Origin of the sequence: Lysinibacillus sp. NPDC097287, from assembly GCF_044761695.1 — a bacterium.
Lineage (GTDB): Bacteria > Bacillota > Bacilli > Bacillales_A > Planococcaceae > Lysinibacillus.
Map to the genome: position 1 here is coordinate 59,784 of NZ_JBIWCX010000005.1, position 22,366 is coordinate 82,149.

Sequence of the window (22,366 nt, forward strand, 5' to 3'; positions counted from 1 at the left end):
GCTACTAAATATATACCTATTGGCAATGCCAATGCTAGTAAAATTATACCAATAATCATAACAACCACTTCCTAAACAATTTCGTTGACTTTATTATACATAGAATTTTCTGATATTTCAAATATATACAGTAAAGATTATCTAAACATCTTCAAGCAAAATAGCTGTAATTGTAACAATAGTGACTTGTTTCGTTTCTTTTGCACTTTCCGCCTGGGTGTATAACATTCCATGCAATTATTAATAGCTGTATATCTAAGTACCTGGGTCCTCCCATTCATTCTTCTCCCCCCTTTATAGTTAGATTAATTACTGCTATTTTACTCGAATCATCAGAAAAATTATGCGTATTTACATATTTATATAGAAATCATTGTAAATGTTCATTTAATTCTGTTTGAATGTTTTGTAGTTCTTCTTCATTTGGAATGTAGTACCATATATCATCAATCCTTGTACCTGAGCCAGCTTCAAATGATAATTGTTCAATTTCACTATCCATTTTTTTATAAATCCCTTGTAATTGAATCAATTCCTTCATTGTGAAATTCATCCGTACATTTTCGCCAACAACTTCTAACATGTCACTCGCTTTTAACAAAGTGGTTGGTGACGAGGCTTTTTTCAAAATAGCTTCGATCACTTGACGTTGACGAATTTGACGCCCAAAATCCCCTCGTGGGTCCTCATAGCGAATACGTGTAAAAATAAGTGCCTCCTCACCATTTAAAGTCACTTCACCTTCTGGGAAATGATACTTACCATATGTCAATTCCATATCATTTTGAATCGTTACGCCACCCAGCGTATCGATCATTTTCAAGAAGCCCTCCATATTGACAAAGACATAATAATCAAGTGGAATACCCAGTAAATTTTCTACTGACGCCATCGCCATAGGTATACCACCAAAGGCATATGCATGATTAATTTTATCCACTGTGTCATAGCCAACAATTTCAGTTCGTGTATCCCTTGGAATACTCAACATTTTCATCGACTTCTTCTCAGGATTGACAGTCATGACGATCATCGTATCTGAGCGCCCATTATCGTTTTCTCGTTCATCCACGCCTAACAATAGGACAGAAAAAGGATCTTTTTTAATAACAGTTTTTTGTTCATTTTCTACTGTGTTTGTTGGTTCCAATAGTGGCGTGTTCATTTTATTCATTGTTTTATGGACTGTATAATACGCAGTACCCGCAAATACTAGGATGAGTGATAGTAAGCTACCTATTATCCAGAGCCATATTTTCTTTTTACTTTTCTTTTCTTGTGATTTCTTCATTTTATGTTCCATTCTAGAGTCCTCTCTTGCGATTCCACAGATTTACTCTTCCTTTAGACGTCTCAGCTTGAAAAAAAGTTCATATAGTATAGTAATATGCATAATGTACGAAAAAAAGACGTACACTAGTATTCGCTAAATGTACGCCAAAATATGCATTAATATTTAAAATTTGCAATTCCATTCGTTAATTCTACTGCTTTTTCACTTAGATTTTCAGAAATATTATTAATTTCTTGTATTGAAGCCACTTGCTCCACTACTTTCTGCGCAATTTCCTCCGTACCCTCAGCTGTGACACGAACATGTCCATCTACCTCATGGATCGATGCTGTAATCTCTTCTGAAGCTGCTGTCATTTCTTGTGTAATCGCCGTTACTGTAGAAATTTGCTCCGTCATATCCTCAATAGCTTCCACTATATTAGTAAATGAAGTTCCAGCTTGAGCGATAATATTGACACCTTCCTCGACAGTCGTTAGACCTTGTGTAACCGAAGCTTCTACATTTTTTGTTTCTTGTAAAATATCCGTCGTAAGTTGGACGATAAGGTTGGCAGAGTCTTTCGATTGAACTGCCAATTTACGTACTTCATCCGCCACAACAGCAAAACCTTTACCATGCTCCCCAGCTCGTGCCGCTTCAATCGCCGCATTCAATGCCAATAAATTTGTTTGCTCTGTAATATCCGTAATTACTTTTGTAATACTTTGAATTTCAACTGATTGATGACTGAGTCTTGAAATAAGTGCAGTTGTTTGCTTTGATGAATCATAAATAACATTCATTTGTTGTTTCGCATGTTCAATTGTAAGTTGTCCTTCATCAGCTGTATCTTTCGTCTGCTGTGCCTTAGCTAGGACTGTATTTGTTGCATCAGCAATCTGCTGGATGCCTTCACTAGTTTCCGCCATCGCTTGCGTAGCCTCATTTGCAACAGTTGAAGAAACTCTAGTCCCAGCTGCAATAGTTTCAACATTACGTGCAACCGTATTAGAAGAAGCAGCAACATGTGAGGTACTAGCAGTTAACTCTTCAGCAATAGCTGATAAATCATTGGCTGTTTCACTAGAATCTCGAATCAATGAACGAATTGATTGCTTCATTTCGTTAAAAGCGTTCGCTAAAGTACCAAGCTCATCTTTTGATTTTACTTTTATGTCGTCAATCGTTAGATCGCCTTGCGAAATACGTTGTACCGAGCTCGCCATAACAGTTAATGGTTTTGCGATTTTCATCGTCATTAATATACTTAAAAATGTACAAACAACTGTAGCTAGTATTCCTATAATAACAGTTATAATGGCACTTTTTTGTACTTCTTTCTCAGCATTGTCGGCAATTTCAGCAAATTGCATTTTATTGAATGCTAACATTTCGTTAGCAACACTACTCATTAGGCTATTCAATCGTGATAACTCTGTATCATATATTTCACGCGCAGCCACAGCGTCACCATTATCAACAGCAGAAATAACTGACTCAGCCACTTGATCAAATGACTTTTTACCTTCTATCATTTTGTTATTAATTTCTATTAGTTGTTCATCTACAATTAGGTCTTTTAACAAACCAACACCAGTACCTATCCTAAGTTGCACACTCCTAAAACTTTCTAAAGTACCAGAATTACCAGTTTCGATATAGTGTTGAATATAAATGCTTTGTTGTTTTGTATTGCTTTGTAAATCTGAAGCTAAGTAAATCTGTTCTACATTTTTATCAAGAATAGCGTTATATTCATTCTTCATCTTCGTTAAATCCATATATCCATTGATGGATAAACCGATAATGCTGAAAAATAATATTGTAAATGCTAAAAATAATTTTACTTTTATGGACATGTCTTTTGTCATTCTCCTTCTAGGACAATATTCCGGATTTTATACGAAAAAATTCCTTGCATACCAATAAGAGTATCAAATATTCAGTAAATGATAAAGTTATTTTTGTCGATATTTTGAATTTTATGTAAAAAAAAGAAACTCCAATAGCTGAGTTCCTTTTTTTAATGTGTGTAATTGATATTAAGCTTGTAACTTTTTTTCTTGTATGCTTTTTACTAACTTTTCTTGAATCAATAAATATTGAGCAATTTCCTCGTCATCTAAAACTTCAAAAAGTTGTAAAAAGACATCTTTACCAATACATTGCGCCTTTCCTAATGCGATTTCACCTTCATTAGTTATTTCCATACGAATTGTACGACGATCATTTTCATCATACAACCTTTGTGCAAGACCAAGGTCTACTAACTTCGTCGAAATGCTCGTCATGGCACCTTTTGTATAGCCAATTGTTTCAGCTAATTCTGCTTGCTTTTGCGGGCCTTTTGTACGTAATTCGCTTAGGACTAAAATCGGTGAAATACCTAGCGGATAAGGAAAAGCTTTGGTAAAACGTACAATGTTTTCATTATTCATCTGTTCAATCATATGAATGAGTTTAAAAATACTAGTTTGTGCCAAAAAAATCCTCCTCGAACATACGAGAATATTAGCGAAGCATTATAGAACCACCATCAACCCAAATTATTTGACCCGTGATATACTGAGAGTCTTTAGACGCTAAAAATACTGCTACACTGCCAATATTCTTCAACATCTCCAAAACGTCCTAATGGAATGTTATTTCTCATAGCTTCATAATATTCAGGTTGTGCTTTTGCCCAAACCTCTACCCCAGCTGAGTACGCAATTAAGTTTACATTGATACCAATAACAATCCCATTCAATTGCATATACAGGTGATATACCATGAATCGCTTTCTTGGTAACCGCATAAGAACCTGTGATTCATGACCTTTTAAGCCGGCATCAGCTATAAAGGTAATAACATTTCCTTTAGCTCTTTTAAATGTGATAACGCTGCTTGCATTATATAGAAAGTGGGATAGAACCCTGCATCAAATGATAAATCTTAATCAGCTAGTGTTGTTTCTTCTAAAGTTGCTTGTTTAGAAGCATGAGCGTTGTTATTCAATACATCTAGTTTACCGTATTTTTCTACAACTGTATCAATATTTTTAGAAAAATTAGTACAATCCACTAAATAATTTGTAAAAACACAGATTTTAGAGAACATTGTTGTAATTCTTGTTTTAAGGCTTTACCTGTTTCTTCATTTAAGTTATCAATCGTCACGATTGCACCTTCTTTGACCATTGCTATAGCCATCCCGCTACCGATACCTCCAGCAACGCCTGTAAAATTAATAACTTTATCTTGTAATTTCCCATGAATAGATATCACATTTAGTTTTATACTAAACTATTTGACACCGAATCTAATTGCTTTATAGAATGAAACCCTTTACATTCCCTTCGCAATTTGCGTGACAATTTGATCGATAGTTGACATCGCAGACGATTTATTTGCCTGTGTCAAAATACTAAAAATATACCACTTTCCGCTTTTCCCTTGCACATAACCTGCTAATGCATATGTACCTGTGATATAACCAGTTTTAGCTGATACACTATACCCTTCTAGTCGATTCTCTAACGTGGCTCCTATAAGCTTGCCTTTTCTCCCAGCGTGAGGCAAAGCATCTAAATACGAAAAGTACCATGATTTACTACGTACTTTATGTAACAGCAAGCTTTCTTGCATACTACTAACGCGGTTTTGATGATTTAAGCCTGAGCCATCTTCAAAATACCACTGCTCCATATTAAGGCCACTATCAATGCCGTATGCGCGAATTGCTTGAATACCTGCTGACCAGCTACCCTCACCTAGCTGTTCACGTCCTATTTGCTTCGTGAGTATTTCTCCCATACCGTTAATACTTAGTTTTAAAAAACGGAAGTTAATGTCCTGTAATGGCTTTGAATATAAAACACCTACTCTTTGTGCATCTGTAGGCACTTGCCCCGTTTCAAGTGGCATTTCTTGTATACCTTTCGCCTTCAATTTTTCTCTAAATACATCAAGTGTATATAGAGTTGGATTGTACACTGTTACTTTTGTATTGTGCTGTGTTCCCGCAGGTAAATTCCCTTTGACAATTATACGATCAGTGCCATATTCGCGTGTTATGCTTAGTGAACTTTTAGCACCCTTTTTGACAACTTTTGTTTGGTTTACGATCGGAATTATACTCGTATATGGTTCTAGCTGAACGTTTGCTGTAGCTCCAACCTTAGAACCTGTCACTTTAACCTGCACAGTTGAAATATCGTAATCATCATTAGGCGATAAGGTCAAAGAAGATATCCTTGAAGCAAACGACAATGCCTCATCTTCAGGTACAATACCCTTTGATAATTCGTCAGCGTCAAACCACTTATCATCAGCGATTAATGCCCCAGTTATTTTAGTAATGCCCATCTTTTTTAGGCCACTTGCAAAGGATTCCAAATGAACAGGTAGAAGTGTTGGATCTCCCCCTCCCTGCAAATATATGTTACCTTGTAAAACACCATTTTCGATTGGTCCATCAATATAAGCCCTCGTCATAAAGCGGTAATCTGCACCTAGTAAATCTAAAGCTGCTGCACTAACTAACAGCTTGTGTGTCGACGCAGGTCGAATCATCTTTTCGCCATTTTTACTATATAGTACCTTTCCATTTTCCATATCCCGTATGGTAATACTATGCTCATTTGTGGTCCAATTTTTAGCAATAATGCTGTTAATACTCGTTGTTAATTTTTGAGTGCTTGCTGATACATCTTCTATTAATAAGAATTGAAAAAAGCAAAGCATAACCATAATCGTGAATGCAATAGTTCTCTTTTTCATAGGGCCCCCAATGATGTCTAAAAATTATCATCTATAAAACATAGTATATAGATGGTGATTTCAACACTTTTTTCTTATTTCCCTATTATTTTACAACGTACGCCATGAAATATATAGTTAATTTTCAGTCAAAAGTTGTAGGTCATTTTTTCTTTCGACAAGAATAGACTATAGTAGCAACACATCCTACAATAAAGGAGTTGATTTCAATGGGTGCTAAGTGGATTAAAATTTCGGTCGTGTATTTCGCGATTGGTTTGGCTTTTGGACTTTTTATGCATTATACAATTGATTTGCAATGGAAAGCGACGCATGCTCACATTAATGTGGTGGGTTGGCTGTCAACTGGTCTCATCGGTGTAATTTATTCGTTTTATAAAGAAGCAGCTGAAACATCACTCGCAAAAGCACAATTCTGGCTATACAATATTGGATTACCCTTCCTCTTTGCAGGCATGATGATGATTTATCTAGATGTACCTCGTTGGTTACTTGAAGTTTGTGTATCCGGTGGCGGTATTGCTGTAGCTCTTTCAGTTGTCTTATTTGTCATCAATGTATTCAAACATGTAAAATCTACTTCTTAAATTAGAAAGACCCACTTTTTTTATCAAAGTGGGTCTTCTCATTTATTCTTTTAAAGATTTCGCTTGCATTTGATACATTTTTTCGTAAATGCCACCTTGTGCTAATAGCTCGTCGTGTGTCCCTCGCTCAACAATTTCTCCACGGTCAAGCACTAAAATACGGTCGGCATTTTTTATCGTAGATAGTCGATGCGCAATAATAAAGGTAGTACGTCCCTTTTTTAGGACATCCATTGCATGTTGAATAATTTCCTCTGTCTCAGTATCAATATTAGATGTTGCTTCATCTAATATTAAAATGGCTGGGTCAAAGGCGAGAGCACGCGCGAAGGAAATAAGTTGGCGTTGTCCCGAAGACAAAGTACTGCCTTTTTCAATCACGGGTTCATCATAGCCATTTTCTAAGTTGTTGAGCACTTGCTCTGCACCTACTGCTTTTAATGAAGCTTCAATTTTCTCGCGCGTAATATTCGGATTATTTAAGCTTACATTCGATGCAATTGTACCAGTGAATAGATATGGGTCCTGCAATACAATCCCCATATGCTCACGCATCGTTTGACGTGAAACAGATGTTACGTCAATCCCATCAATCGAAATCTTGCCTTTTGATGGATCGTAGAAACGGAATAGTAAGTTCATAATCGAACTTTTCCCAGAACCCGTATGGCCCACCAATGCAACTGTTTCTCCTTGATGTGCTTCAAATGATAAATTTTTCAACACATACTCATTATTTTTATAGGCAAACGAAACATTTTCAAACACAACATTCCCTTGATATCTCGGTAAACTTTCCTGCGAAACTGGCTCTCCGTTCATATCTAACACCTCAAACACACGCTTCCCTGCAATGAGCGAGCGTTCAAGTTGCGAAAACTGATTGACAATATTCGTTATTGGATTAAACAGTTTTGTTAAATAATCTACAAATGCATATAACGTACCTGCAGAAACGACCTCTGTCATAGTCATTGATTGCGTTCCAAAGTAATAAATGAAAATAGTAAACATTATGAGTCGTAGCGTATTAACTAAGTTAAAGGACGTAGCCGAATCTAGGAATAGTAGCTTACGCTGATACGCATAATGCTCATCATTCATGTCATCAAATTCCTTACTCATTTGCTGTTCACGGCGGAATGCTTGAATAATTGTCATACCTTGAATCGATTCATTGATCATGGCATTGATATCAGCTATTTTCGTTCGAATAACATCATTATATTGTGAAGCGAACTTACGATATAAAATCATCCATAAGTAGATTACTGGCATCATTGTTAATGCTAGTAGCGCCATTTTCCAGTTCAAGATAAAGAGTGCCACATAAACCCCGAAAATTGAAATAAAACTCGTTACGAAGTTTGATAGTACCTGTACGTATAAATTCCGCACCGCTTCTGTATCATTTGTCACACGTGCGACAATCTTCCCTGCTGGTAAATTATCGAAATAGTGGATTGGCAATGTTTGTAGATGTTCAAATACATCTTTTCGCAATTTCTGCACGACACGGTTGGCACCAGACTGCAAATAAATATACATGAAATAACGTAAAATCGCGGTTGCTACTGCTAATCCTAGATAAAGAATAAGTAACCAAGCAATAGGTTTTATCTCGATGTTGCCGATAGTCATATAATTATCAATAATATGCTTGGCAATAAAAGGACCTACTAGCTCTGTAAATACAGCAATCGTTAAGAAAAATAGCCCAAGAAAAATCGGTCGCTTAAAATACATCGCATAGTGATACAATCGTTTACTTGTACTCATGAGGCACCTCCTTCTAGCTGTTGACGATCGAATTGTTCTTTATACCAGCCATTTTGTGAAAGGAGTTGTTCATGCGTGCCCTGCTCAACCACTTGCCCATCGTCTAACACAATAATTAGGTTGGCATGCTGAATACCAGACAAACGATGTGTGGTAATGATCGTCGTTTTCTCTTGTCGTTCCTGCTGAATATTTTCAATAATTTTCGCTTCGGTCTTTGCATCCACTGCTGAAAGAGAATCATCAAGTATCAAAATTTCAGGATCCTTAATGAGCGCACGCGCAATTGACACACGTTGTTTTTGTCCACCAGAAAGCGATACACCTTTTTCACCAACAAGTGTTTCTAAACCCATTGGTAAATTTTCTAAATCCTTCTCAAAATACGCAGCTCGAACAGACTGTTTTACTTCCTCTTCTGTCGCATGCTCTTTTCCAAATAGGATATTTTCACGGATCGTACGAGAGAACAGCACGTGATCTTGTGGTACATAACCAATCCAATCCAACAGTTGCTCCTTTGATTGCGCGGTAATATCAATACCATCAATCGATAGTTGCCCCTGTTCTAATGGATATTCTCGTAATAATTGACGTAAAAATGTCGTCTTCCCAGCACCTGTTTTCCCGACAATACCAAGGGTTTCACCTTTTTTCAGTGATAGAGAAATGCGCTGTAAGTTCTTTACATGACTCATCGGATATTGGAACGTTAAATCCTCAAAACCTATAGCATTTGGCGTTGCTACCGCTTTGGGTTCAGCAGTATTTTGAACGTCTGCTTCATAATTTAGCGTTTCTTGTACACGATCAAGCGAGGCATTCCCTTGTTGCATCACATTAATCAATTCCCCAATTGCAAAGATTGGCCAAACTGCTAGCCCAAGATACACATTAAAGGTCACCAGCTGCCCAACTGTCATTGCATCAGTCGACACTAAGTGCGCTCCGTAACCAAGTGCTACGACATAGCTAATCCCTGTTCCGACCTTTGTAATCGGTCCAAAAAGCGCATTGATTTTTGCCGTATGCATATTTTTCTCATAAACTGTTTCACTCATTGCCGCAAAATTTGCTTCGTCCTTCTTCTCCTGTACATAAGCACGCACTACGCGAACACCGGCAACGGATTCTAAGACGTTATCATTTAATTCCCCGAACGCTTCCTGCTCTTTCATATATCGTTCATGTACGATTTTCCCTAAATATTGAATGAGCACTGCCATAATCGGTACCGGCAACATCGCAAAAAACGTCAACTTCCAAGAAATCATATAGCCCATCGCAAAAATGATACAGCCCATATAAATCGTCGAATCGATTAATGTCATAATGCCAAAGCCGGCTGTTAAAGACACGGCATTTAAATCATTTGTCGCACGAGCCATCAAATCGCCCGTTCGATTTTTTTCATAAAATGTCGGTGTCATACGTAGAAACTGTTTCATTAACCGACGACGCATAATCTTTTCAAGATTGATGGCTCCCTCAAACAGACGGAATTGCCATACAAAATTAAGAACATACCCGCTAATAATAATACCTATGAAAATCAGTATATATTTCGTTAAAACTGGTGCAGTCATTTCGCCTACCGTAAGAATATCAATGATAGTTCCTAGTAAATATGGCGGAATAACTTCTAATACGCTGGCAATGATAAGTAGCACAATTGCGACTGTATACTGCTTCCAGTAAAGCTTAAAAAACCAACTTAATTTCCTTAAGACATCAAACATAATTTAAAACCTTCTTTCGCCTTTTGCTCTGGTGCAAAGCTACCCACTATCTAGCAACTCCGTGTTGAAAATCATCTTTATCATTGTGTTCCACATACTACATACACTCCTCTTCCTATTTTTTCACTACAAACTGTGTAATTAGGCAATAAAAAAAGAGACACATCCCCTAGAAAAGAGCATGTGTCTCTTATAAAAGGTAAGGTGTAGCCCATACCCTTCATTGCAAAATAATTTTTACAATTTTAGACATGGACAATGTATGCAGCTGTGTTTTGTAAATGTGCTGGTAAAGTAATCATTGTCATGCCCTCCTTTGTACAATTTGTTATAGTGTTCTTGAAGATTATCACACCTTAGAAATAAATGTCAACAATCTAATTGTTATTTTTTACGTTTTTCAGGAAATAATTAGCGCTTTAAATCGGTAAATTACTAAATTCTAATTTTATTCCGTTACCTCTAACACTAAACGAATAGCCCGCATAGATGAGCCAGGATGATCCGTTGAAAACGTTAATTGCGGGATTAGCGTCATAGCCGTAGCTAATTCTTTTTGTTAATAGATACCTGGGTAAAGATCGATCAAATGGTGGCCAACATCACTAGTTGCAATCACAAAGAATTTAAAGATGGTAAGAACATAATTTTTATTTACTAATTTATTAATCGCTTTTTGGCTGAATCCGCTTTATGATAGGAAACAAAAAATAAGTTATTTTGACGAAGGGACGTTTCTTAAATGAAGCAGTTTTTCGCAGTTGGGGTGGGAGGTTTTTTGGGAGCCATGACCCGCTATGGATTTAGTAAGATCATTCCTCAAGAAAATGGATTTCCTTTATCTACGGTATGTATCAATAGTATCGGTTGCTTTTGCCTAGCTTGGCTTTTCACAAAATATACGAAGAGAACACCTGTTATTCTTGCTATTGGGACTGGTTTTCTCGGAGCATTTACGACGTTTTCTACATTTACAGTGGATGCACTATTATTAGTTGAGCAAGGTAAATGGTTCCTTGCCGGTAGCTACATTGCTAGCAGTGTTGGAGGCGGTCTTCTTTTTGCTATTTTAGGTGTCTTTTTTGCAAGGAGGCAAGTACAATGATACTCGTAGGTATTGGTGGTTTTTTTGGTGCCCTTATCCGATTTAGCATTGGTAAATATATCGTAAGTTCGTATCCGTGGGCTACTTTTATGATAAATTGTAGTGGCTCCTTTGCCCTTGGTTTTTTATATGGATTACAGCCAATTGAATGGCTTTGGCAACTTTTAGGCATAGGATTTTTAGGTGCCTACACAACTTTTTCTACATTTGGCTTTGAGGTATTGCAGTTACTTGAAAAACATCAGTGGCTAAACACGGTGACTTATATTTTCAGCTCAGTCATTCTCGGCATACTTTGTGCAGCACTCGGCCTATTTATGGCATAGATCCTAACATTTAAACTCTTATTACACTACTAAGATGAGGTGATTTTTTGACACATCCAACAACTGATCAACTACAAGCACTTGAAGCTGAAATCACACATACCTTACATACTTTAATAGATTTAGAATTCGAAGAGGCCTATTCCGAAATGAGTACACAATTTGCTAAACTCCTCGCCTCTGTTCAAGCTGCCAACCTAATTGACTATAAACTAGATGTACTTGTAAACCCTGAGCTTTTTGCAACAGAGACACAAATTTTACTTAAAAGTTTGATTGAGGCAAAAACACGACCAAATAATCGACATAGGTTGTTAACCCATCGCATGATTTTAAAAATATGGCTTCGCAAAAATCAGCGCTTTACGAATGAATATTTACCGCAAATGTTTTAATTGTTAAAGGCGCCTTCCTGTCAAATCGGAAGACGCCTCTTTTTATAATTTCACCTGTTGCCCCTAACGTACGGTGGTTATCGTATTTTGTATTTTCATTCTCCTATAATCTTCACATCATACCAATCATTCATGATACGCTCTCCTCTAATTTTCCATATGATAAGCAAATCGGATTTTGGCTGAAGGGACAAGTCGTTAACATCGCTTGAATTTGAAAGATGCATTGTAAATGTTCGCAAGTCATCACTCGTTCTGGTGTACCTTCTGTTATCATTGCGCCATCACGCATTGCAATTAAATAGTGAGAAAAACGAGATGCATGATTTAAATCGTGTAATACCATGACAATTGTCTTCCCTTGCTCTTGATTAAGCCGCTCCAACAATTGTAAAACATCGAGTTGATGTGCCATGTCTAGATAAGTCGTTGGCTCATCTAAAATTAATATATCGGTATCTTGGGCGAGAGCCATCGCGATCCAAACGCGTTGTCGCTGCCCTCCAGACAACGCTTCGATCGGTCGCTCTTGAAATTCGCTTAAGTTTGTCGCTTCCAGAGCCCAATCAATCGCTCGTAGATCGTCTTCTTTCAAACGCCCGAAACTAGATTGATGTGGAAATCGACCATATGTGATTAACTCACGCACCGTCAATCCTGTAGGTGCTTCAGCCGTTTGGGGTAAAATCGCCATCTTCTTCGCAATTTCTTTAGTGCTTGTCTCGTGAATCGCTTGTTGATCGATAAAGACAGCACCATGACTCGCTTTTAAAATACGAGCGATTGTCTTGAGTAAAGTAGATTTGCCACATCCATTTGGTCCGATAATGGTTGTAATTTGCCCCTTCGTAATCGTGACACTTAATTCTTCTATGACGATAGTCGGTCCATAACCGACCGTAATCTGTTCAACAGCTATCATTTCTCTCACCTCATCTTCTCAAGTTTATCTTCTATCTTCTGTTACTCTGGCGAGAAAGACTTTGTATTCATTAAATATCGTAATGCTTGACTTATACTCGTTGGAACGATTGACATATGATTTTCATCTGGTGATGTATAAAATTGCACCGATTGTAAAGGTAATGTTTCCAAATGACGAAATAAAGACCACGCATTTTCATACATTTGATGTTTTGACTCTTGCTCCACTGCTATGAAAATCGCACATTCTAATTGTGAGATATGCAAAGCTTCTTGTAATACTTGCTCTTGATTCCACCAGAGTGACGGACTACAGATATAATAGTGTGAGAATAATTGTGGTTCTTGAACGAGCGTATGAACGAGAAATAAACCACCTAAAGAATGCCCGAAAATAAGTTGCTGTTCATCATTGACATCGAGCATTTGTCGAACGATTTCTTTCACTTCTTTTAATATTTCTAAAAACTGCTCCGCTCCTCCAGAACTAGGCCAAGGCTTTCCAGAAGGATGTTCTGGTAAGTTGACAACTTCACTTTGCGGTGTGAAGTCATATACTCGTAGAGAATTAAAGACTTCTTCTTGCTCATATCCAATTGATACAATTACCGACAAATGCACCCCTGTTTTTTCAGTACGGCGTGACTGCATTGTCACAATATTTTCAAAGAGGCCTCCATAAGCGTTACCGTCCAGAACGTAAAGAACTGGATATCCATCTCTCGGTGCTTGCTTCTTAGGAATTGCTATTGTAATTCGATATGCAGTCTGCGACAAAGGGTGACGCATTGTTTTCACTACATGTGTATAACTCATAACTTACCTCAATTCTTTATCATGTCACTTTGCGACTTTTTCGGATTAATAAATAGATGAAATACGGCACTCCAATGATAGAAATGACAATCCCGACTGGTAATTCTGCAGGTGCAAATATCGTCTTTCCGATCCAATCTCCTGTTAAAACAAGAATCACACCGACAATCCCACTAATCGGAATGATATGTTGATGATGAATACCAACTAATCTTCTCGTAATATGTGGAGCAAGTAATCCGACAAATGATATACTTCCAGAAACGATAACGCTTGCACTAATTAAACCAACCGACCCTACTAATAAAATCATACGTTCTCGGTTTGTTCGAACCCCTAAGCCGATAATCGCAACCTCATGGAGCTGTAAAACATTGAGAATGGGTGCTTTCCAAATTAATAAAGGAATGATAAAGATTATCCACGGCAACATAGAAATTACTTGTTGCCATGATGCACTATAAATACTACCCGATAACCATACTGTAGCCATCTCGAAGTCTTGAGGGTTCATCTTTAGTGAAATAAAAAGAGTAAGAGCACCAAAGCCAGCATTCAACGCAATTCCTACTAAGATTAAACGTTTCGGATCAAGCTCTCCCCTGTATCTTGAAAGCACAAAGAGTAAAGACGCTGCCATCATTCCACCAATCCAACCCCATACAGACATCCCTACAATACCGAAACTCGACATTTCTTTAATATTGCCTTGAATGATGAACATATAAAGTACCACTGCGAGCCCTACAGCAGACTGGATACCTAAAATCCCTGGATCAGCTAAATCATTTTTAGTTACACCTTGTAATATGGCTCCAACTATTCCGAGTGCTAAACCGACTAATGCACCAATTACAATTCTAGGCATCCTAAACTCGAAAATAACAAGTTCATGATTAGAGATATGATCTATGCCAAATAACGTTCGAAATGTTTCGGACGTTGTCAAAGGGTACGTACCACTTGTTAAACTGAAATAAAAAATAAGTATCGCAAAAGCGATTCCGATACTCCCCACTATAAAAAAGCGAGTATTTTGCTTCCGGTTAAGCATGCTGCTTCCCTCCCTTTATTCGAATGAGATAAAGGAAATAAGGGACGCCTACGAGTGCGGTAATGACGCCAACTGGTGTTTCGAAAGGTGGATTAATCGCGCGGCTTAGTACGTCAGCCCATGCAAAAAATAGTGCTCCGAACAAGCCAGCGAATGGAATAATCCTCTTATAATCTTCTCCAATCAAAAAGCGAGTAATATGTGGAATCACTAAACCAATGAATGTTACTTTACCAACTAAAGCTACGGATACACCTGTCAACAATGCAACACTCACTAATGTCAATACTTTCATCACTACAATGTTAATACCTAAACCTTGTGCAACCTCATCTCCTAGTGAAATCGCAGTAACAGACTTTGCAACGTATAGCGCAATAACAAGCCCGATTATCGCGAAAGGCACAGCCCACTGAATCATGACTGGGTCAATTTGATGAAGTCTCGTATTATACCAAAAGCTAATGTTTTGAGAGACTTGAAAGTAAGTAGCTAAAGCTTGAGAAATACCGTTTAGAAACATCCCTAAAATTGTTCCAATAATCACGAGCGATATGGGAGTCAGTCCACCTGGAATGATTTTGGCGATACCAAAAACGAACGCTACTCCTATAATTGAGCCTACAAAAGAAAAGAAAATTAGTGTGAGAGGTTGGAGATTCGGTAAAAATATCATAGATATTGTAATGATAAAGACCGAACCATCCGTTACTCCCATAATGTCAGGTGAAGCTAAGTAGTTCCTAGTCATCCCTTGCATAAGTGCCCCTGATATCGCGATGAAAGCTCCGACTAATAAGGCACCTAGCACACGAGGAATCCTTGACGAGCGAATGATTAAGTGATCCATGTTCGTCGGATCAAAATGAACAAATGCTTTCCAAATCGTAGAAACAGAATAATTAGTAGCACCATACATCGTCGAACACGCAATTGTAATAATAAATAAACTCAATAGGAAGAGAGCTATCAAAATCTTATTCTGTCGAATCATGTTCATTTAGCTTCCCTCTATTTCTTTAATACATCCTGTTCTAACGCTTTTAAAAATTCAATTTTACTAAATACTGTGCCTCCTTCTAACAATGAATCTACAATATTTATGTAGACATGATCATTTTTGAAGGCTGTGATATTTTGCATAATTGGATTCTTTTTCAACTCTTCAAAAGCTTGTTCATTTTCTTGGTTTCCAGTTTGTTGAACTTGTATGAAGAGATAATCTGGATTGACTTGTGCTAATTGCTCAATAGAAATCGCTTCTTGTGCTTTTGCTTTTTGGATTACTTCTGGAACGTCTAGCCCAAGCTCATTGTATAGAGAAGGGTTGAAGAATACATCTTCTGGATAAACAAACATTTGACCACCACGAATACGAAGCGTCATTACTGTGTCATCTTCAAATTCTTTCACTAATGTCGTCTTAGCAGATTGGAGATCTTTATCGTACTGAGCTAAAAGCGCTTTTGCTTCTTCTTCTTTATCTCCTAATTGCGCCATTAGCATCAGGTTATCTTGCCAATCTGATGAGATATGAGACACTAAAATCGTAGTCGCGATTTCTTCTAATTTTTGCACCACTTCTTCTGGGAATTTAGTCGTTCCTAAAATAACATCTGGTTGTAATTCTAGGATTTTTTCAAAGTTCGGTTGTTGCTTCTCACCAATAGATTCTGCTTTTCCCATTGCTGCTTTAAAAATTTCTGGAAACTCTCCTGCAAGAGTAATAGCTCCTACTGGCTCTACTTTCAAAGCTGTCGCATCTTCCATCGCTTCCATCGTACCTGCAATTACGATACGATCTACGTTTTCTGGCACTTGGTATGTATTGCCTAAGTACGTTATTTCTTTCATTCCATTTTCAGTTTGACTTTCTTTTTCAACATTAGTCTCCTTCTCTCCATCCTGTGGAGTTTCTTTTTCTTTGGTTGTATCTGTACATGCAACAAGAACTAAAATTGCCATTAATGCAAATAGTAATAAACTCATTCGTTTTTTCATCATTCATCTTCTCCTTTGGATTGTTTATCCATTCCTAAATGTTCTCGTAATGTTGAACCAGTGTATTCTTTTCGAAACAAACCGTGCTCTGCAAGTTGTGGTATAACCTGCTCTAAAAATAACGTTAATGAACTATCTGATCCACCAGGTACTGCAATTATTCCATCTATCGCTTCCGCTTCGTACCACCGAATGATCTCTTTTGCCACATCTTCCGCAGTTCCGACGACTACCCAATGGGCGGAGTTCATCACTTCTGGTCGATTCAAGATCTCTTCAACAGTCGGATGAGTTTTTTCAATGTATTGGTATAACAATTCACTATGTGTGCGACTGCGAATTGTTGAATCGAGAGCAGGCAAGAATTCTTCAGTAATAACGTCCGTTAAAGCATAATCTCGTAAAGAAACACGTAGTAGTTCCTCTGCCGCATGATATTTTTGTTCCATCGTGATGTGGGCATGGGCTTGACGGTGCATCTCTTCGGCTTCTTCTCTTGTCTTTCCAACAAAGAAATAACAACCAGGTAAAAGACGTATATCATCACCTTTACGCCCTTCCGCTACTGCACGGCACCTTAAATCCGCTCTTAATTCAACGGCTACCGATAATTCAGGTGTCGCAGCAAAAATGGCATCTGCAGTCACCGCAGCGAACGCTCTTCCTTCATCAGAAGCACCTGCTTGAAATATAGGAGGCATTCCTTTTGGGTGAGAAATGACATTTAAGGGACCTTTTACAGCGAAGTGAGAACCTCTGTGATTCAATTCTTCTACGGACCTTTCAGAAGGACCTCCCGTGAATTTTTCGTGAGGATAACTCGTCCATAAACGCTTCACAACTTGCGTGCACTCGGCAGCTTTTTCATAACGTTCTTTCGATGTTGGACGCTCCTCATAGTTAAAGTTCTCAAACCCTTCTATTGAGGTCACGACATTCCAACCTGCCCTTCCAGCACTTAACCATTGCAACGACTGTAATTGTCTTGCTAATAAGTAAGGAGGAACAAATGAGGTAGAAGCTGTTGTGACAAGTCCAATTTTCTCTGTATGTTGACTAATAATGCTGAATAATAAAGTAGGATCTGTAGCAATTCCTTTACTTTTTTTCATAAAAGCAGGGTGAGCCACTATGTAATCCGCCTTAAACAAAAAATCTAATTTTGCACGCTCCGCTTGTTGAGCAATTTCAACTTGTTCTTGAATACTGCTTGCATACTCTTCTTCCAGCGCTATTTGTCGGTCATTAACAGTGACTTTAGATTGACGCCTGCCCAATGTGAGTCCAATTAACAATCGCTTTCTTTTCTGCATTTTCACATTCCTTTCATTACCACCGCAATCTATCTTTATTTATAAACTCATTTGAGATAAATGTTCATCCTTCGACTTGTAATCCTCCCCTCCATTTACTCTAGTAAATATGTAATCTACGAAAAAAAGCATTTTTACATATCGCACTATTCAGAACATATCTCAATCGGATTATACCGAGAATGATTATCATTGTCAATTAGTCTTAATAATGGAATGTGTAAAGTTATCCTCGACGCCCTATAATTATTTCGAGTTTAGTAACTATTACTTTTTTATTTCCTTCTAGCGCGCATCGAACAGTTATCTTATGAAAAGGTGCCCGTAAGTCACTCAAACACAATAGTTGTTCGGATTTCTTAACTTCAACGTTCTACTGCATAATGCGCTATTTCATTCATTTCTTTAAGAGATCATTGAAATTTCGGTTTCTTAATGTTTATTTTAAAAGTTCATTATCATATTGATTCAAGTTTTTATAAAAAAAATCTCTGGTTGCTAACTTATTGAGGAATATTTAAAAAAATTTCCATAAATACCATTATAAAGTTGAGATGTATAGTTAAACTATATATAATCTAACTATATAGCCTGACTGTATAGTTGAATGGTAAGGAGGATAGTTAAATGAGAAGACATACGTTACTTCCCTTAACTGAAACAATGCATTACATCCTGTTGGCGTTAAGAGAACCGTTACATGGCTACGCAATTATGCAGAAAGTAGAAGTTATGAGTAAGGGGCAAGTTCGAATAGCTGCAGGTACATTATATGGGGCAATTGAGAACTTATTGAAATCCAAGTGGATTGTGCTCGTACCTACTGATGATTCGAGAAGAAAAGTTTATAGGCTAACAAGCGAGGGACTTGAAATATTACGGATTGAACAAGAACGTTTAAGCCACATTCTCTCACTTTATGAAGGAGGCGAGTATAATGAGGAAGTTTAGAATGTTTATTGATGTACAAAAAGAAGAGAAATGGTTAAATGAAATGATTCAAAAAGGATGGATTTGCCAGAAGGTCAATACACTCGGGATATATTATTTTGAAAAAACAAAATCCCCCGAACAAGTCATCCGCATTGACTTCCAATCGTTCAAGTCGACAGAGATGTATCAGCAATATACACAATTACATGTGGACTATGGTTGGCAACATATAGGAGGATCACGTTTGTCTTCATCACAATATTGGTGCAAATCAACCGATGGACTAGATGAGTTGTTTTCAGACAATGTATCAGAAAAATCCTATTTGCAACGTCTAATCAATTACTACGGTGCTTTTACATTCTTTTTTATAATATTAACCATATGCTTGTTTGATAATACTTTACAATATACCAGTCTAAAATCAGCTTATTTTACTCCTGGTCTATGGGACAAAGAAGGTATAGATTTTTTTATTGATTTTTTATTTGAAACACCATTTGCACTTTTAAGATTTAGTACTCCCTGGTTTATAATCATTTGTGGCATAGTGTTTATGAAAACGTATATGAAGCACATGAAAGAGTTTAAAAAAACAGCTTAACAATTCAAGTATAAATCAATCTTATTTATATACTATTATTTAATGATGCGAAAATAGTTAAATGAAACCTGCCACCGTAAAAACAACCATATTTACTCCATCAATTTCTGCAATAAAAAAATGCTCCCTTTCCACAATTGTAAGCAAGTCTCCGTAAATTTTACTTTTCGGAGACTTGTTTAACAATATTTCGGCAGCGGCATCCAAAATTTTCACTCTACCAATACTTGCCCCATCATACCGTTATCTTCATGTTCAAGAATATGACAATGGTACATATAGATACCTTTATTATTAAATTTTATCGCTAATTTAAATGTTTCCCCAGGTTCAATAGCTATTGTATCCTTCCACCCTTGTTCGTTTACTGGAGGTTCTTTCCCATCTATTGAAACGATTTTAAACTGTGTACCATGAATATGGAATGGATGTACCATGCCACCCATCATATCTGGCTTATTATAAATTTCCCAAATCTCAGTTTCACTTTGTTTTTGTGTGAAGTCGATTCTATTCATATCAAATCGTTTACCATTAATTGTAACCATATTCCCCATACCGAAAAGCTCTAATTTTTTTGACACAGGTAAACTTCTTTCTTCATCCGTTACAGCAAAGTCATTCATATTTTGTGGCATGTCACTTGTTTCTGTCCCTACTTCATTGATTTTAAATGGTAAAAGGATTGTGTTATCTTCATTGATCAAAGCAACGTTGCTTGTTGCATCATACTTTGAAAAATCCACTATGACTTCTGCACGTTCACCAGGCGTTAAAGTAATTTCATTCATTGTTTCGGGTGTGTTCAGAAATCCTCCATCTGTTGCTATTTGTTCAAATGAGTCTCCAGTATTCAATTTGAACGTATAATTGCGTGCATTTGAGCCGTTTAACAAACGTAGTCGAACTTTTTCTTTACTAATCGTTAGTTTCGGATTTAGTGTGCCATTGACTAATAATGTATCGCCAATTGTGCCGTCATCATTTTTAAATCGTTGATAATTCAATTGTTTCCCACCATCAAATTGTCTATCTTGGAAAATCAATGGTATATCGTTCACACCATAGTCACTCGGTAAACCCAGATTTTTAGAGTTTTCATCTTCGACATAGATTAAACCAGCCAACCCTTTATAAAATTGTTCTGACGTTTTCCCTTCAGGATGAGGATGGAACCACAATGTGGCTGCTTGTTGATCTACTGTAAACTCCACTATTTCTGATTTACCAGGCTTAATACTTTTGTGTGGTCCTCCATCGCCTTCTCCGGGTAAGTCTAGCCCATGCCAATGAAATGTCGTTTCTTCTGATAAGTCATTGACCGTTCTAAATTTCACTGTATCTCCTCTATTCACACGAATTACTGGACCTAAGAATGAACCATTATATCCTAAGGTCTCTGTTTGATAGCCATCAAAAAATTCAACTGTCCCTTTTTGCGCCACTATATTATAAACATTTCCTTTTTCTTTTTCTGGTTCAAGTAATGCAGGAAGAGCAAGCTCATTTTCTCCAATAGAATCCGTTAATGCTAAAGGGTTCGTATGGCTCATATGACCATTTTCTGTTTGGCTATCGGCTTCTTCCATTTTCATATCATCATGTGACATATTTGAATGATCCATGTTGTCATCTGGTTCCGATTTACTCGAACTACAACCTCCGATAATTAAAATACTCGCGAATAATGACGTAATCCATATTCTTGATTTCATATTTATTTCCTCCTTATTTTTACATACCCACCATAGGTATAAAACATTGTGAAAAATAGAGTGCCCTTTAAGCACTCTTCATTTCTATTTACAACACTTTCAAATCTCTTGTTTTAAGACCTTTGACACAGGGAAAATAATACATTTTCGGCTGGTGCATTCTCATCTATTATTTTGTTCAAAAAATCCATACCCTATCCTAGTATTCAACAAAATACTTCGACACTTTGTTTTGAAAAAAATTTTCTAACCCTACATGATTATATCCCTGTAAAGCCATCAAAAAGAGGACTTATCCAGATAATTATGTACGTCAAGCCATCAAAAAAGAGCAAAACGCCAAATGCAATCATGATATAACCACCGAATTTTGTAATGGTACGATTATTCTTTTGAAACCACGTAACCCTTGTGATAAAGATCGACAGCACTAAGAATGGTAACGCAAACCCTAATACATAGGCAATCATATACAGCATTCCAGAACTAGGATTTTGAGAAGCCATCATAAATACGGCGCCAGTTATTGGTCCAGTACAGGGGGTCCAACCAGCTGCAAATGCAAGACCAATCAGAAAAGATCCAAAATAACCTGTTGGGCGATTTTTAAATTGCAACTTTTTCTCTTTCATTAGGAACTTTGGTGTGAACATTCCGATAATCATTAATCCAAAGATGACTATAAAAATTGCCCCCACTTGTCGGAGTAAGTCTTTATATTGATAAAAGAATGACCCTACTAAAGACGAACTATAACCTAAGAAAATGAATATTATCGAAAAGCCTAGTAGGAAAAAGATTGTATGCAACATTCCTATCTTCTTAGACCTTGTATTTCCTTCTTTTAACTCATCTAATGACATACCCGTAATATACGAAATGAATGCTGGATATAACGGTAACGTACATGGTGACGCAAAATTCAAAAAACCCGCACCAAATGCTAATAAAAGATTCAAATCTGAAAACATATAATACAACTCCCTTTACCCTATAGCACCAAACGATCCGAACTTTTTTAAGCTGATGCTACCTAACA

General features: G+C 37.1%; 20 protein-coding genes and 1 pseudogene. 6 read left to right on the top strand and 15 right to left on the bottom strand.

The genetic code is table 11. From position 1 onward, the window contains the following. Positions 1-370: 370 nt before the first annotated feature. From ACIQ2D_RS09285 to dacB, 5 genes and pseudogenes are all read right to left on the bottom strand, one after another. Positions 371-1,303, bottom strand: coding sequence for an LCP family glycopolymer transferase (locus ACIQ2D_RS09285; RefSeq protein ID WP_402862799.1), 933 nt, complete (start codon positions 1,301-1,303; stop codon positions 371-373). 146 nt (positions 1,304-1,449) lie between these two features. Then, a complete protein-coding gene (locus ACIQ2D_RS09290; protein ID WP_402862802.1) occupies positions 1,450-3,147 on the bottom strand; it encodes a methyl-accepting chemotaxis protein in 1,698 nt (565 codons plus the stop codon). Between the two features lie 171 nt (positions 3,148-3,318). Beyond that, on the bottom strand, positions 3,319-3,759 hold the full coding sequence (locus ACIQ2D_RS09295; RefSeq protein ID WP_402862805.1) for a MarR family winged helix-turn-helix transcriptional regulator: 441 nt from the start codon (positions 3,757-3,759) through the stop codon (positions 3,319-3,321). Between the two features lie 28 nt (positions 3,760-3,787). Next, a pseudogene (locus ACIQ2D_RS09300) lies at positions 3,788-4,467 on the bottom strand (SDR family NAD(P)-dependent oxidoreductase). A gap of 135 nt (positions 4,468-4,602) precedes the next feature. Next, the gene (gene dacB / locus ACIQ2D_RS09305) at positions 4,603-6,036 is read right to left on the bottom strand and encodes a D-alanyl-D-alanine carboxypeptidase/D-alanyl-D-alanine endopeptidase (RefSeq protein ID WP_402862808.1); all 1,434 of its coding nucleotides are present in this window, start codon (positions 6,034-6,036) and stop codon (positions 4,603-4,605) included. A 209-nt stretch (positions 6,037-6,245) separates the two neighbouring features. Between dacB and ACIQ2D_RS09310 the strand changes: the two genes are divergently transcribed. Further along, positions 6,246-6,623 carry a hypothetical protein gene (locus ACIQ2D_RS09310; RefSeq protein ID WP_402862811.1) on the top strand — a complete coding sequence of 126 codons (378 nt, stop codon included), beginning with the start codon at positions 6,246-6,248 and terminating at the stop codon, positions 6,621-6,623. Positions 6,624-6,665: 42 nt separating this feature from the next. Here the strand turns inward: ACIQ2D_RS09310 and ACIQ2D_RS09315 are convergent, their stop codons facing one another. Both ACIQ2D_RS09315 and ACIQ2D_RS09320 read right to left on the bottom strand, forming a co-directional pair. Further along, a complete protein-coding gene (locus ACIQ2D_RS09315) occupies positions 6,666-8,402 on the bottom strand; it encodes an ABC transporter ATP-binding protein (RefSeq protein WP_402862814.1) in 1,737 nt (578 codons plus the stop codon). Further along, a complete protein-coding gene (locus ACIQ2D_RS09320; RefSeq protein WP_402862817.1) occupies positions 8,399-10,141 on the bottom strand; it encodes an ABC transporter ATP-binding protein in 1,743 nt (580 codons plus the stop codon). The genes ACIQ2D_RS09315 and ACIQ2D_RS09320 overlap by 4 nt, the downstream gene beginning before the upstream one ends. A gap of 742 nt (positions 10,142-10,883) precedes the next feature. On the opposite strand from ACIQ2D_RS09320, the gene ACIQ2D_RS09325 reads away from it, so the two are divergent. Genes ACIQ2D_RS09325 through ACIQ2D_RS09335 form a run of 3 tightly spaced genes read left to right on the top strand, consistent with a single transcriptional unit; the run spans position 10,884 to position 11,967 of the window. Next, complete coding sequence (locus ACIQ2D_RS09325) at positions 10,884-11,246, top strand: fluoride efflux transporter FluC (protein ID WP_402862820.1); 363 nt, start codon at positions 10,884-10,886, stop codon at positions 11,244-11,246. Next, positions 11,243-11,572: a fluoride efflux transporter CrcB gene (crcB, locus tag ACIQ2D_RS09330; protein ID WP_402862823.1), complete on the top strand. Its 330-nt coding sequence runs from the start codon at positions 11,243-11,245 to the stop codon at positions 11,570-11,572. The genes ACIQ2D_RS09325 and crcB overlap by 4 nt, the downstream gene beginning before the upstream one ends. Before the next feature lie 47 nt (positions 11,573-11,619). Further along, entirely contained in the window at positions 11,620-11,967 is a 348-nt protein-coding gene (locus tag ACIQ2D_RS09335; RefSeq protein WP_402862826.1) for a hypothetical protein, read from the top strand. Between the two features lie 130 nt (positions 11,968-12,097). Here ACIQ2D_RS09335 and ACIQ2D_RS09340 read toward each other — a convergent pair whose 3' ends face one another. From ACIQ2D_RS09340 to ACIQ2D_RS09365, 6 genes are read right to left on the bottom strand one after another with little or no spacing between them, the layout of a single operon-like run. Continuing rightward, on the bottom strand, positions 12,098-12,889 hold the full coding sequence (locus ACIQ2D_RS09340) for an ABC transporter ATP-binding protein (RefSeq protein WP_402862829.1): 792 nt from the start codon (positions 12,887-12,889) through the stop codon (positions 12,098-12,100). A gap of 41 nt (positions 12,890-12,930) precedes the next feature. Then, positions 12,931-13,707 carry an alpha/beta hydrolase gene (locus tag ACIQ2D_RS09345; protein WP_402862832.1) on the bottom strand — a complete coding sequence of 259 codons (777 nt, stop codon included), beginning with the start codon at positions 13,705-13,707 and terminating at the stop codon, positions 12,931-12,933. 19 nt (positions 13,708-13,726) lie between these two features. Then, positions 13,727-14,761: a FecCD family ABC transporter permease gene (locus tag ACIQ2D_RS09350; protein ID WP_402862835.1), complete on the bottom strand. Its 1,035-nt coding sequence runs from the start codon at positions 14,759-14,761 to the stop codon at positions 13,727-13,729. Next, positions 14,754-15,755 (bottom strand): FecCD family ABC transporter permease, encoded by a 1,002-nt coding sequence (locus ACIQ2D_RS09355; protein WP_402863312.1) that lies wholly within the window; start codon positions 15,753-15,755, stop codon positions 14,754-14,756. Before ACIQ2D_RS09355 ends, ACIQ2D_RS09350 begins: the two co-directional genes overlap by 8 nt. A 17-nt stretch (positions 15,756-15,772) precedes the next feature. Then, the gene (locus ACIQ2D_RS09360; RefSeq protein ID WP_402862838.1) at positions 15,773-16,765 is read right to left on the bottom strand and encodes an ABC transporter substrate-binding protein; all 993 of its coding nucleotides are present in this window, start codon (positions 16,763-16,765) and stop codon (positions 15,773-15,775) included. Then, the gene (locus ACIQ2D_RS09365) at positions 16,762-18,075 is read right to left on the bottom strand and encodes an NtaA/DmoA family FMN-dependent monooxygenase (protein WP_402862841.1); all 1,314 of its coding nucleotides are present in this window, start codon (positions 18,073-18,075) and stop codon (positions 16,762-16,764) included. The genes ACIQ2D_RS09360 and ACIQ2D_RS09365 overlap by 4 nt, the downstream gene beginning before the upstream one ends. A gap of 627 nt (positions 18,076-18,702) precedes the next feature. On the opposite strand from ACIQ2D_RS09365, the gene ACIQ2D_RS09370 reads away from it, so the two are divergent. After that, the gene (locus ACIQ2D_RS09370; protein WP_402862844.1) at positions 18,703-19,026 is read left to right on the top strand and encodes a PadR family transcriptional regulator; all 324 of its coding nucleotides are present in this window, start codon (positions 18,703-18,705) and stop codon (positions 19,024-19,026) included. Next, a complete protein-coding gene (locus tag ACIQ2D_RS09375; RefSeq protein WP_402862847.1) occupies positions 19,013-19,612 on the top strand; it encodes a DUF2812 domain-containing protein in 600 nt (199 codons plus the stop codon). The genes ACIQ2D_RS09370 and ACIQ2D_RS09375 overlap by 14 nt, the downstream gene beginning before the upstream one ends. 212 nt (positions 19,613-19,824) lie before the next feature. Here ACIQ2D_RS09375 and ACIQ2D_RS09380 read toward each other — a convergent pair whose 3' ends face one another. Continuing rightward, positions 19,825-21,327 carry a multicopper oxidase family protein gene (locus tag ACIQ2D_RS09380; protein WP_402862850.1) on the bottom strand — a complete coding sequence of 501 codons (1,503 nt, stop codon included), beginning with the start codon at positions 21,325-21,327 and terminating at the stop codon, positions 19,825-19,827. Between the two features lie 260 nt (positions 21,328-21,587). Beyond that, on the bottom strand, positions 21,588-22,298 hold the full coding sequence (locus tag ACIQ2D_RS09385) for a cytochrome c biogenesis CcdA family protein (RefSeq protein WP_402862853.1): 711 nt from the start codon (positions 22,296-22,298) through the stop codon (positions 21,588-21,590). Positions 22,299-22,366: the final 68 nt, after the last annotated feature.

What these genes read in the sequence shown, in the direction of transcription:
- ACIQ2D_RS09285 (WP_402862799.1), bottom strand. Translation starts at nt 1,303, where the DNA reads ATGGAACATAAAATGAAGAAATCACAAGAAAAGAAAAGTAAAAAGAAA.
- ACIQ2D_RS09290 (WP_402862802.1), bottom strand. Translation starts at nt 3,147, where the DNA reads ATGACAAAAGACATGTCCATAAAAGTAAAATTATTTTTAGCATTTACA.
- dacB (WP_402862808.1), bottom strand. Translation starts at nt 6,036, where the DNA reads ATGAAAAAGAGAACTATTGCATTCACGATTATGGTTATGCTTTGCTTT.
- ACIQ2D_RS09310 (WP_402862811.1), top strand. Translation starts at nt 6,246, where the DNA reads ATGGGTGCTAAGTGGATTAAAATTTCGGTCGTGTATTTCGCGATTGGT.
- ACIQ2D_RS09315 (WP_402862814.1), bottom strand. Translation starts at nt 8,402, where the DNA reads ATGAGTACAAGTAAACGATTGTATCACTATGCGATGTATTTTAAGCGA.
- ACIQ2D_RS09320 (WP_402862817.1), bottom strand. Translation starts at nt 10,141, where the DNA reads ATGTTTGATGTCTTAAGGAAATTAAGTTGGTTTTTTAAGCTTTACTGG.
- ACIQ2D_RS09325 (WP_402862820.1), top strand. Translation starts at nt 10,884, where the DNA reads ATGAAGCAGTTTTTCGCAGTTGGGGTGGGAGGTTTTTTGGGAGCCATG.
- crcB (WP_402862823.1), top strand. Translation starts at nt 11,243, where the DNA reads ATGATACTCGTAGGTATTGGTGGTTTTTTTGGTGCCCTTATCCGATTT.
- ACIQ2D_RS09340 (WP_402862829.1), bottom strand. Translation starts at nt 12,889, where the DNA reads ATGATAGCTGTTGAACAGATTACGGTCGGTTATGGACCGACTATCGTC.
- ACIQ2D_RS09345 (WP_402862832.1), bottom strand. Translation starts at nt 13,707, where the DNA reads ATGAGTTATACACATGTAGTGAAAACAATGCGTCACCCTTTGTCGCAG.
- ACIQ2D_RS09350 (WP_402862835.1), bottom strand. Translation starts at nt 14,761, where the DNA reads ATGCTTAACCGGAAGCAAAATACTCGCTTTTTTATAGTGGGGAGTATC.
- ACIQ2D_RS09355 (WP_402863312.1), bottom strand. Translation starts at nt 15,755, where the DNA reads ATGATTCGACAGAATAAGATTTTGATAGCTCTCTTCCTATTGAGTTTA.
- ACIQ2D_RS09360 (WP_402862838.1), bottom strand. Translation starts at nt 16,765, where the DNA reads ATGATGAAAAAACGAATGAGTTTATTACTATTTGCATTAATGGCAATT.
- ACIQ2D_RS09365 (WP_402862841.1), bottom strand. Translation starts at nt 18,075, where the DNA reads ATGCAGAAAAGAAAGCGATTGTTAATTGGACTCACATTGGGCAGGCGT.
- ACIQ2D_RS09370 (WP_402862844.1), top strand. Translation starts at nt 18,703, where the DNA reads ATGAGAAGACATACGTTACTTCCCTTAACTGAAACAATGCATTACATC.
- ACIQ2D_RS09375 (WP_402862847.1), top strand. Translation starts at nt 19,013, where the DNA reads ATGAGGAAGTTTAGAATGTTTATTGATGTACAAAAAGAAGAGAAATGG.
- ACIQ2D_RS09380 (WP_402862850.1), bottom strand. Translation starts at nt 21,327, where the DNA reads ATGAAATCAAGAATATGGATTACGTCATTATTCGCGAGTATTTTAATT.
- ACIQ2D_RS09385 (WP_402862853.1), bottom strand. Translation starts at nt 22,298, where the DNA reads ATGTTTTCAGATTTGAATCTTTTATTAGCATTTGGTGCGGGTTTTTTG.